Annotated in this window: 4 protein-coding genes; 3 read left to right on the top strand and 1 reads right to left on the bottom strand. The window is 54.7% G+C overall.

What is annotated here, in order from left to right:
* Positions 1–663 precede the first annotated feature (663 nt).
* The 3 genes from OHL23_RS18175 (at position 664) to OHL23_RS18170 (ending at position 10,459) form a co-directional block, all read left to right on the top strand.
* Positions 664–7,749: a chitobiase/beta-hexosaminidase C-terminal domain-containing protein gene (locus OHL23_RS18175; RefSeq protein WP_263353384.1), complete on the top strand. Its 7,086-nt coding sequence runs from the start codon at positions 664–666 to the stop codon at positions 7,747–7,749.
* Positions 7,750–8,408: 659 nt separating this feature from the next.
* The gene (locus OHL23_RS28930) at positions 8,409–9,308 is read left to right on the top strand and encodes a HipA family kinase (protein ID WP_396127384.1); all 900 of its coding nucleotides are present in this window, start codon (positions 8,409–8,411) and stop codon (positions 9,306–9,308) included.
* 542 nt (positions 9,309–9,850) lie between these two features.
* Entirely contained in the window at positions 9,851–10,459 is a 609-nt protein-coding gene (locus OHL23_RS18170) for a hypothetical protein (protein WP_263353383.1), read from the top strand.
* A 769-nt stretch (positions 10,460–11,228) separates the two neighbouring features.
* Here the strand turns inward: OHL23_RS18170 and OHL23_RS18165 are convergent.
* Positions 11,229–11,672 (bottom strand): DUF3037 domain-containing protein, encoded by a 444-nt coding sequence (locus OHL23_RS18165; protein ID WP_263353382.1) that lies wholly within the window; start codon positions 11,670–11,672, stop codon positions 11,229–11,231.
* Positions 11,673–12,417 lie beyond the last annotated feature (745 nt).

Raw genomic sequence — 12,417 nt, 5'->3', positions numbered from 1 at the left:
CAGCGATCTGATTGACACCAAAACAAGCCGGTTCTTAACTCTCGGACTGCACAAGTGTTCCGGGCCCTTCAAGCGGGCAGAACTTGTTGTACCGGCTGTACAAGAAAGAAGGGCTCGCCCTGAAGAAAAGGCTATATATACGAAGCAAAGCTGTGCGGCACCGTGAAGAACGGTTCCGGACGACAGGATCTGATCAGGCCTGTAGCCTGGACTTCATCGCAGATCAATCTCAGAATGGCGACTGTTTGGAGTCGACGGCGCTGTTTGTAGATTTAGTTAAGTATTTCCTGTCAGGACGGCAATCAATGAAGGTTCACTGTATTTCAAAAAGATGAACTGAGTATAGCCTTAATGTACTTTGCAATTGTTATTAGAGGGTATTAAGCGATTCTAATCGATGTTACCGCTGTGGATTGCATTGGATGTTGTTAATCATTATGGCGCAAGCCGTAGGGTACCGAGCCGTCCGGTGTTAGTTCTGCTGTTAAACCATTTCTCCCAATCTCCGATAAGTCGAGAGTCGCCGGTGTTGTGATCGCCATTGGCCTCAGGGAGTTTATCGGAATGGTCCTATTCGATCTCGCGCGGTCTGTCTCGGGAAAAAACAGTTATGGAAAAGGATCTGTCCTAGATGCATTCTTCAATCCCTGGGGTAGGAAGATCTTGTCTTGTTCTTTATTTGCCTTGACCGGGTGCGGATTCGTTCATTTCTCGCCTGCAGTAACACCGGTATTCTCTCCTGCGAGCGGGACCTATGGGAACTCGCAACAAGTAACTATTCGCTATGCGGCCGAGGGAGCCAGAATCCACTACACCACCGACGGTACCCCGCCCACTGCGGTCTCGGCAGTTTACTCGGGCCCAATCTTGGTCAACTCCAATGTGACGCTCAGTGCTGTAGCCATCACCGTCGATTCGTTAACTAGCCCCGTTGCAAGTGCCAAATACTCGATTGCATCCCCCTCCCTGAGCTTCTCTCCGGCGAGCCAGCAGATAACGGTATTGCAGGGCGGAATCGCCAGCGACGAGTTCACCTTCCAGAGGGGTGGCTCGTTCAACGGGCCTGTGAGTCTGAGCGTCTCGGGTCTGCCGGTTGGGGTAACCGCATCCTGGAGCAGCAATCCGGTGACGCTTTCGTCGTCAGGCGGTGGCGCCAGCACGCTGACGCTGACCGCGGCGCCCTCCGCCGCACTGGGCACTACCCCGATCACTGTGACTGCCTGCGGCGATGGCCTGACGGAGACTCAGACCGTCGAGGTCAGTGTGGCAAACACACCGCGAATAGCAGTGTTCTCTTCGGAGGCACTTACCATGCAATCGGCAGGACAGGCCTCAATTGAAGTAACCTCGAATCCGCAGGATGGAGCGCACGGTCCGGCCAGCGCAACTGGTGCGACGCTAAACCTGATCTCTGGCCTGCCCCAGGGTGTAACCTCCTCGATCAGTGCGCCAACCATATACTCTTCGGGGATCGTCGCGTGGACAGTGAACCTGAAGGGGAGCAATACAGCGGTGGCCGGATCCTCGACCTTGAATCTGGTCGCACAGGTGACCGATGCAGTCAGCGGCGCGGTCTACTCGGCGAGCCAGAGTGTGGCGTTGAACGTGCAGCTTACACCTCCCATGCTGAGCGTCACTCCGGCGAGCCAGCAGATGTCGGTCGTACAGGGCGCAATGGCCAGTGACGAGTTCATCTTCCAGAGAGGTGGCTCGTTCAACGGGCCGGTGAGCCTGAGTGTCTCGGGCCTGCCGGCCAGAGTAACCGCATCCTGGAGCAGCAATCCGGTGACGCTTTCCTCGTCGAGCGGTGCCAGCACGCTGACGCTGACCGCGGCGGCCTCGGCCGTACTGGGCACGGCGCCAATCACGGTGACTGCGTCCGGCGACGGCCTGACGGAGACTCAGACCGTGAACCTGAGAGTCCCATCAGGCATCCAGATTTATCCCTTGGCAGCGACTCTTACCATGCAGTCGGCGGGCCTGGCATCGATAGTCGTGACCGCGAATCCGAAAGATGGCGCGCACGGTCCGGCCAGCGCAGCCGGTGCGATGCTGAACCTGGTCGCCGGACTGCCTTCAGGCGTGACCTCCTCGATCAGTGCGCCAACCATATACTCCTCGGGGATCGTCGCATGGACCGTGAACCTGAAGGGAAGCAGTTCAACGGTGGCCGGATCTTCGACATTGAATCTGGTTGCGCAGGTGACCGATGCGGTCAGTGGCGTGGTCTACTTGGCGAGCCAGAGTGTGGCGTTGAACGTACAGCTCACGCCTCCTACGCTGAGCTTCTCTCCGGCGTCTCAGCAGATAACGGTAGTGCAGGGCACAATGGCCAGCGACGAATTTACCTTCCAGAGGGGTGGCTCGTTCAACGGGCCGGTGAGTCTGAGTGTCTCGGGACTGCCGGCTGGAGTAAGCGCATCCTGGAGCAGCAATCCGGTGACGCTTTCGTCGTCAGGTGGCGGCGCCAGCACTCTGACGCTGACCGCGGCGGCCTCGGCCGTACTGGGCACGGCGCCGATCACTGTGACTGCCTGCGGTGACGGCCTGACAGAGACACAGACCATGAGCCTGAATATCCCATCGGGCATCCGGATTTCGGTATCGCCTGCAACTCCGATTCTGCAAACGCTAGGCCAGGCATCGATAGTCGTGACCTCAAATCCGCAAGATGGAGCGCACGGTCCGACCAGCGCAGCCGATGCGATGCTGAAACTGGTCTCCGGACTGCCCCCGGGTGTGACCTCCTCAATTGGTGCGCCGACCATATACTCCTCGGGGATCGTCGCGTGGACCGTGAATCTGAAGGGAAGCAGCGAAGCGGTGGCCGGATCCTCGACCTTGAATCTGGTTGCGCAGGTGACCGATGCGGTCAGCGGCGTGATCTACTCGGCAAGCCAGAGTGTGGCGTTGAACGTGCAACTTACACCTCCCATGCTGAGCTTCACTCCGGTTTCCCAGCAGATGACCGTAGTGCAGGGCGCAACGGCCAGTGACGAGTTCATCTTCCAGAGAGGTGGCTCGTTCAACGGGCTGGTGAGCCTGAGTGTCTCGGGCCTGCCGGCCAGAGTAACCGCATCCTGGAGCAGCAATCCGGTGACGCTTTCCTCGTCGAGCGGCACCAGCACGCTGACGCTGACCGCGGCTCCCTCCGCCGCACTGGGAAACACGCCAATCACCGTGACTGCCTCCGGCGATGGCCTGACGGAGACTCAGAAGGTGAATCTAGCCGTGACAGATGTTCCGCGGATAACAGTTTCCTCGTCCGAATCTCTGACCATGCAATCAGCAGGACAGGCCTCAATTAAAGTGATCTCGAGTCCGCTGGATGGCGCGCACGGTCCGGCCAGCGCAGCTGGTGCGACACTTAGTCTCGTTTCCGGACTGCCTTCAGGTGTGACCTCCTCGATCGGTGCGCCGAGCATATCCTCTTCGGGGGTTGTCGCATGGACCGTGAACCTGAAGGGGAGCAGCGCGGCGGTGGCCGGATCCTCGACCTTGAATCTGGTTGCGCAGGTGACCGATGCGGTCAGCGGCGTGATCTACTCGGCAAGCCAGAGTGTGGCGTTGAACGTGCAACTTACACCTCCCATGCTGAGCGTCACTCCGGTTTCCCAGCAGATGACCGTAGTGCAGGGCGCAACGGCCAGTGACGAGTTCATCTTCCAGAGAGGTGGCTCGTTCAACGGGCCGGTGAGTCTGAGCGTCTCGGGACTGCCGGTTCGTGTAACCGCATCTTGGAGCAGCAATCCGGTGACGCTTTCCCCGTCGGGTGGCGCCAGCACGCTGACGCTGACCGCGGCGGCCTCCGCTGCACTGGGCACCGCGCCAATCACGGTGACTGCCTCCGGCGATGGCCTAACAGAGACTCAGACCGTGAACCTGAGAATACCATCAGGCATCCAGATTTTTCCCCTGGCAGCGGCTCTTACCATGCAGTCGGCAGGCGAGGCATCGATAGTCGTGACCGCGAATCCGCAGGATGGAGCGCACGGTCCAGCCGGCGCAGCCGGCGCGATGCTGAACCTGGTCGCCGGTCTGCCTCCGGGCGTGACCTCCTCGATCAGTGCGCCAACCATATACTCTTCGGGGATCGTCGCGTGGACCGTGAACCTGAAGGGGAGCAGCGCGGCGGTGGCCGGATCCTCGACCTTGAATCTGGTTGCGCAGGTGACCGATTCGGTCAGCGGCGTGGTCTACTCGGCCAGTCAAAGTGTGGCGTTGAATGTACAGCTCACGCCTCCCACGCTGAGCTTCACTCCGGCGAGCCAGCAGATGACGGTAGTGCAGGGCGCAACGGCCAGTGACGAGTTTACCTTCCAGAGGGGTGGCTCGTTCAACGAGCCGGTGAGTCTGAGCGCCTCGGGTCTGCCGGCTGGTGTAACCGCATCCTGGAGCAGCAATCCGGTCACGCTTTCGTCGTCAGGTGGCGGCGCCAGCACGCTGACGCTGACCGCGGCTCCCTCCGCCGCACAGGGCACCACGCCAATCACGGTGACTGCCTCCGGCGATGGCCTGACGGAGATCCAGACTGTGAGCTTGAATATCCCATCGGGCATCCGGATTTCGGTCTCGCCTGCAACTCCGATTCTGCAAACGCTAGGCCAGGCCTCGATCGTCGTGACCTCAAATCCGCAAGATGGAGGGCACGGTCCGGCCAGCGCAGCCGGGGCGATGCTGAACCTGGTATCCGGACTGCCCCCGGGTGTGACCTTCTCGATTAGTGCACCAACCATATACTCCTCGGGGATCGTCGCATGGACCGTGAACCTGAAGGGGAGCAGCACTGCGGTGGTCGGCTCCTCGACCTTGAATCTGGTCGCACAGGTGACCGATGCGGTCAGTGGCATGGTCTACTCGGCCAGCCAGAATGTAGCGTTGAGCGTGCAGCTCACGCCTCCCACTCTGAGTTTCACTTCGACGTCTCAGCAGATGAAGGTGGTGCAAGGCGCCATGGCCAGCGACGAGTTCAGCATCAAGGGAGGTGGCTCGTTCAACGGGCCTGTGAGTCTGAGTGTCTCGGGTTTGCCGGCTGGGGTAACCGCATCCTGGAGCAGCAATCCGGTGACGCTTTCCTCGTCAGGCGGCGCCAGCACGCTGGCGCTGACCGCGGCGCCCTCCGCCGCACTGGGCACCACTCCGATCACCGTGACTGCCTCCGGTGATGGCCTCTTAGAAAATCAAAACTTGAACCTTCAAGTAAGCCAGGCCCAGATCACCTTTTCATTTTCCATCAGCAACCAAGAAACTCACACAAGTGCTGGTGTGTACAACTCCTCCGGGGTCTTGGTCAAGACGCTATGGGCAAACACCGTCTTTGCCCCGGGTACTTACACCGGTGGATGGGATGGAACTACGGATCTCGGCGCCCCGGTACCGATTAACGGCTCTTATACAGTCAAACTGCTTACCAATAACGTCAACTATAACTGGGACGGCATGATCGGTTCGACCAGTGAGAACTGGCTTACTCCGGAGCGATGGGAATCGTTCGCCTGGAACGGGAATTTGCGGATGGCGTTTGTCGGCACTACCGGATGGTTCTCCACTGGATATGCAGAAGGTCCGTTCAATTTCGGATATTTTGAGGACACGGATCCCAACAGGCCGATGATGGTCAATCCACCCAACTCGAATCTCCCGGGAGGGGCCGTGACATCTCCCTACTTCGACTCGGATTTAATGTTGGTCGACGTTGCGACGGACGGACAATGGTTATATTTTGCATCACAACCCATGTGGTCAGGGCTGTTGTCATATGTCACCGCATTTGACGTCTCTGCCTCGGATCCCAATTCGGCGATTCCGGCTGTTTTTGGAAACGGAGCTAGCACGAGCGGTCCGTCGTGCTCTCTATATCCGGAAAGCTCTTGTGGGATAACAACTCCAGGCGCCACAGCTTGGTTCAATACGACGCTGAGCTACATCGATTCAGAGCCGGCCGGACAACTACCTCCGACGGGAATTGCCGTTCAAAAAAATGGAAACATTCTCGCCGTCGCTCATGGCGACTACACCTCGAATGGCACATCCTTTATGGGGTCTGATTTGACGGCTTATCAATCAAATATGATTCGGCTGTTTGACAAGCGCCGGGGAACATCTTTGGGAGTCATTACATCGATCTCCAACCCAACCCAGATGGCCTTCAACTCGCAGGGGCTCTGGGTCCTTTCCAATGGTTCTGTCTATCTTGTCAGCAATCCTGGAGGGAGCAATACGGTAACGCAACCAATCCCGTCGCTCTCGAATCCAGTCTCCTTGGCCACCAACTCCGCCACTGATCATGTTTTTATTCTGGACGGTGGAACGAGCCAGCAGATGAAGGAATTTGACTCTAATTTTCATTTGGTTGGAACCTACGGAGTTCTTGGCGGATATAACGATTGCAACCCGACGATTCGAAACGATCATTTGATGTTGGATAATTCAGCCATAACGGGACAGAATTCTTCCAACCTATCATGGATTCGAGTAGAAGAGACTACTGGGGATGTTTGGATTCAGGATGGGGGAAATATGTCCCGTATTTTGCATCTCACCCTGGCCTCCGCGAGCAATGGGATTAACACCTACAAGTACGTGAATCAGATACAGTTTCATTTTCCAAATTATGCATTGGCGACTTCGAAGACGATGCCCACCAGGCTCTTTGTGCGTCTCTTTGAATACGCCGTCAGTTATGATCCTGAGACCCCGCTTCAGCCAGGCGACCCCGACCCGAATCTGGGTGGAAACGGCAGTTGGAATTTGGTAAAGAATTGGGGTGTGTGCGCGGACGGCGCTGGTGGATCAACCTACGAAGGTTTCAGCGCGTCCGGACAGGAGTTAGGAATCGTAACTGCGGAGCAGCTGACTAATGGACAGGCTTATGTTGAAATCGGTCGCTCCGGCGACCTCCTCGTATACGAACTGCCCTCCAGCGGCACATCTCCGATGAGGATGACTTCCGTGTCATTTCTAAATTGGGGGTGGAAACAATTGTTTCGCGATGGGAGTCTGGGATACACGGAGAAGTCTGGCCAAGCGCCCAACATCATCGACACCGTGTATAACGCACCCTTGATAGGGTTCGACAGTCAAGACAATCCACAGTGGGGTAGTTTCACTCCTGTGGCTGTCGCAGAAATTAACTCGACGAATCAACCGGTTGGTAACTCAGGATGGAGTTTGAATTTGACTGGAGTTGAGCCTACTACGGGTGGCTACTACCCTGTATATCAGGCTGGCTCGCCATTCAACTCATCATCAACAACACGTTACCCTCATCTTGGAGCGATAAAATCTGGACTGCAGAACTACGCGTGGACGACAATGCCAGAAGTCTGCATGACAGTTCCGGACAATCACGGCGGCTTCCCATGTACGAATAGTTATGGTGATCACAACGGAATTGGCCCCGAACAAACTGAGGGGCGAAATATATTCTTGATGTATGACGGCCAGTACGCCTCATATGGAGACCAAATTTACCATTACTGGGAAGATGGCCTGCTTGTTGGACAGTTTGGAAATCAGTTCCCTTACGGTAACACCCCTGTCGGAAACCCACCGACCGGGCAAGCCGGAAACATCAGGAGATTCACAACTGTTTCAAATGGCAACGATGTGTACCTGTATCACACTGACGAGGCCATCCACCCTCCGATACATCGCTGGCACATTTCTAACCTTCAATCGATCCATGAGTTCTCCGTCGTCAGTCCGTTGGGGGCGACATCAACTTTGCAGCTTAATCAGTTATTTTAGGTTGGCTGTAGGACATTCTCTGAGAGCAGCGGTCTGTCGTTTCAGGGAGTCCGCTATTGATGCGTACTGAAAAGACCCAAAACCCCAAAAGCTAAGCCATTTGGAAGTTGAGAGACTCAAGGCTGTAGTGGTTCTATGTAGATCGAGGAGAGCCTGGAGATGGCGAGGAAGGGTCATAGCGAAGAGGAGATTTTGCGCGTCCTGAGAGACGGGGAGCCCGTGAGACAGTAGTTGAGGTTTGTCGAAGCATGGGATCAGCCTGCAGAGCCTAATTTCTGGAAGAAGCATGCAGATCCGGACCTGAACGGCGGTCTCGTGCGGCCTTTCCTGAATGCGGAACTACAGCTGGCAGCAATTCCCGCTTCAGGATGAGGTATCCATGTTTATCTGTCTTCGCGACTGATGAAATTTGACATCTGCACGAGGCCGTGTAAACTCCCTCTAGACACCAAAACCACAAATATGTTGCATCAAATTTCGAACGGCTTTTGCTGTTTAATTTCCTCCCATGGCTGCGTAGTTCGATAAGCGACTGGATGATGATCGCGCAAACTTGTGCGTTGTCATATCAAGGATTTGTGAGAAGACACGTCAAGCTGCCACGAGCAGCCGAGCGTCTCAGCACGAATTGACTCTACTGCTGATTCTTTTGGGGGGATATGAGTACATCGCTAAATTCGCCGCTTCGGGCTATTCAACACATTCGACCTATGGGCTGTCGCTCTGATGCCCATTTGATGTTGTGCACGGACAATAGCCTTTACGTCGTCAGGTTTCAGACATCTGTACAAGAGCCGAAGTTGATCTCCGCCTTCGTCGGCTCGCGCCTCGCCAGGATCTTGGGGCTCCCGGTTCCCGAGGCGGTGACCGTTGAAGTCTCCGATTTCCTGATAAACAATACACCTGAGTTATCGCATCTAAAACGCTCTTCCTCCAACCGTGGAACGAGCCTTCATCCCGGGGCTTACTATGCGGGTGAGGCAGACAGGAAGCATCTTTGGGACATGCTGCCCGATGTATATCTTCGTTCCCTCCGTAACAAAGATGATTTCCCGCGGCTATTGACATTGGATAAGTGGTGTTCGCATCTCGGACCTCCGCAGGCGGTATTCTTTCGGGCATCTCGCGATACGGAGTACGAAGTCAGGTTTGTGAACCGGAGCGCGTCTTTCTGCAGAGACGAATTGTGCTTCCGGGACTATCCCGATAATGGAGTTTACGGGCAAAAGGCCGTATACAGCCACGTAACCGGTTGGGACTCTCTGGAACCAGTCTTGAACAGGCTTGTGCTCATTAGTCCGGATACCCTCTGGAGAGCGACCAGGGATCTGCCGTTTGGATGGAGTGTTCGATACTCAAGCCACCTGGATTCGCTGGTAGACACGCTGCTGATCCGGCGGTCTCGGGTGAGGGAACTCATTGCCCAATCCAGGGAATGTATCCCAGATCTCTTTCCTGCGTGGACGAGCCGTACTGTTTTGCCGCCGCGAACGCATTGGAACCTCAAGCCGGCATTTCGCCCTATGCAGGTGAGAGTAAACGCCAGCTCACTTCCGTAACAGAAAGAAACAATCAAATCGGGGCCGCGAATCACTGAGCTACCAAACACTCCAGCAAATGCAACGTGCACGCAAACCATGATGTGCACGTGTTTCGCTGAAGTCGCAATGACTGTAAGAAATTGTACTTGTGCCTTGGGAGATAAAAATGTCGGTTATCAGCTGTATGAATCTGTTTATCGTCGGCGCGTTGCTTGGAATCTCGCCAGTATCACTTCATCCTGGATTGCCAACAAAGCAACAACCTCAGCCTACCATCGTTCCTACGATGCCTATCCCGCCGGACAGGATACCAAAGATCAGCAAGTAGTTGAAACGACAAAAGGACCGTCCTCCGACCTGCAGGTAGGACTGACAAGAAGTCGTTAATTCGAAACTAAGCGACAGGCGACATGGCGTCAGATGAAATGTGAGAAACTGCTATGAATGTGTCTCTGATCAATGGCATCCTTCTGTGGGCTGGTGTTCTATCAACCAGCCTATGTCTCATTTGCTTGGTGTGGAAACGGAGGTGGCTCAATCTACCTGCGTTTACATGCTACTTGTCCTATGTCATCGCCTCTACTCTGGTGTTCGTTTTTGCACCTTCAAAGGAGATGGCGTGGCACGTCTACGTCATAGCCGCGGTGCTTGACTATGCTTTTGAGCTTGCGGTGATGCGGGAGCTTTCATTGCGGATATTAGCTCTCGCTCCAGGGGATCCATATCGCCAGAGAGGGAAGCTGTTGAACCTCATTGTGGTGGGATTTGTTGTACTTGGAGTCATGCTTGCACTCAATTCTCAATTTCAACGCGCAGATCAGCAATTGAAACTTCTGTTTCGCGTAGATCTCGCCTTCGACGTTTTCCGGGTTCTGTGTTTGTCAAGCATCCTGTTGTTTTCCAGCATATTTCGAATCAACTGGAAGCATATCACCCTGAAAATTACAGTAGGTTTGTCTGTTAATTATGCGCTCGTGCTTCTTGCCCGAGTTGCACAGGAGTACGGCGGAAGATTCAAGGCCGTCTCGGCCTGGTATACGGTTGCCGACGGTATTCAAACCATGTCATGGAGCCTTCTGATGGCGGTAATAAGTTGGCAACTGGTCCGCCTACTTCGAGGCGAGGTGCAACGCGTGATTCAAAATACCCCCGAACTTATCTCTCACTGAGCTTGTGGCGAACGAGAGGAGGTACCAAAATGATGTCGATGCTGATCCAGTTAGTCCTCGCGTTATTCCTATTAGCCGGTGCGATTTGGATTCGGAGATCCAACAATAGGTCCCGTCGCCAAAGTTTGCCGCACATTATGGGGCGGATCATTTTGGGGAATGATCATCTTTCGAGGCTATCTTTCGGATGTCTGTATAGTAAGGGAATTGAGTGTCGATCGCAGAATCTCTGGTTGAGTCTGGGGGGACTGAATGGGCTGCTCGGAATCTACAGGAACGTAGGTGTCCTTGTCGATGTTCTCGAGTACATTCAGTCCAACTGTATTCATCCGTCCTCGAGCGGAGTTGTTATCAATGTTCTACGATCCGAGGCGACAGGAGTCAGGATCGTCGCACTGACCACATTACTACGACAATCGATGCGGCATTTCCTTGGAGACTCCGAAGAGATGCTTGGAAGGACGGCAGAGGATTACTTCTCACTCATCGCGGACCTCAGCCTGGCAATTCATGACAACTGGCCTGAGTTGATGCCGGATTACGAATCCTCGATGATACACATATGAAATGGCCCAATACAAGAGCCGTGCCCGCCGAAGTCGACAGCCGGTGTTACACGAAATCGACTAGAATTTGTGGCAAATTGCGCAATTCCAGAAGAGGTATAACCTGTTTGAGGCCGATATTCAGGTTGAGCGTTCGCAATCACTTGTCATGGTTAGACGCTCGACATCTCGGTCCAACAAGACCCTTCGGGGTTCAAAGCGCGTTAATGCCGTTCTTCAACATAAAGCATCATCAGTCTGTCAATTTCGCCTTCGAAGTTGTCGGTTAGCAAGCCCTTTCCGTCTCGCAGGCTCACAGTTGTTGAGGAACTCTTGCGCTCTAGGCGCAATGTATTTGAAAGCGATTCATTCAGCTGCTCCAATGCGGCTCCGGCACTGGAGCCGGTCTCTGATAGCTTCATTTGCCAGAACTCTTCCAATTGGGACAACAATTCGATATCAGCATCGGGGTCAATTCGGAGCACGCGATCCCAGTTCTTCGTAAGCCTGACCACCGGCAGTTGATTGCCACTTTTGTCAACGGACAATAAAATCACTCCGATGTTGAGCGGCTCATCTCGGATTGGGTCGGGAAAGTATCGGATCAGAAAAAACACCCCTTGCTCTCGCTCCATTTCGCCAATAACCCCTTCCAAAACTGATTTCACGCGCCCTCCTGGAGCCTATTTCCTCGATGGCGTCAGACCGTTTGAACTTGGTCCTCGGTTCTAAATGACGATCGACAGCGTCTTCACCAGTACCGCGGGCTTCGATCACGTCGAAAGAAAATCGATGGGAACAAGTCTGCTTCCGTGGTACGACTATCGAATGGTGGGCCTCCAACACAAAGGACAATTCGAGTTTACTGCGACGGTCTTCGCCCCTCAATAGCTTAATTCGTGAATCGTCCGTTGTGTGTCTTCCGGTTCCGTGCTTCATTTTTTCGATCTCAAGCGGATCTCTCAAGGCTCGGTGAGTTCAGATTGGAGGCGAGTCTTAGCAGCAGGGGACCCTTTCGCCGGTGGTCCAGAGCTGACCTGTTGTTCAACGACATGTGCGCGTGCACCGCTTACTCTCGCTAAAATTCTTCATCAGGGTCCTCTCAATGGAATTGTCTCAAGCCTGATATGGCAGCCTGTCGAACGCTAGGGCCTATCGGTTTATTGCGACTACAAGGCATGCTACAGCCAGACTCCGATCGGATGATGATCAAGGATGTTTTTGTGTGTTTATCGACATCTGGCACGCCGAACTTTAGGCGCCAAATCTGGTCTTCGATTCTCCCCTTATGGTATCTTGTCGAAGGCATTCGGAAAGTTGACCTTCGGTGGAGCGACCTTTGCCTGGGGTGCTCAGGACTATGCATTGGCCTCCGAGCAATAGGCCAACCGGCGGTTAGCCCTTTTGGCGAAA

The organism is Acidicapsa acidisoli (assembly GCF_025685625.1).
In the GTDB taxonomy this organism is placed as follows: domain Bacteria; phylum Acidobacteriota; class Terriglobia; order Terriglobales; family Acidobacteriaceae; genus Acidicapsa; species Acidicapsa acidisoli.
The sequence above is the reverse complement of the archived record's forward strand: the minus strand, read 5'-3'. Positions and strand labels throughout refer to the sequence as shown.

Bases quoted from the DNA above. Each gene is read 5' to 3' on its own strand.
- OHL23_RS28930 (WP_396127384.1), top strand. From the start codon at position 8,409: ATGAGTACATCGCTAAATTCGCCGCTTCGGGCTATTCAACACATTCGA.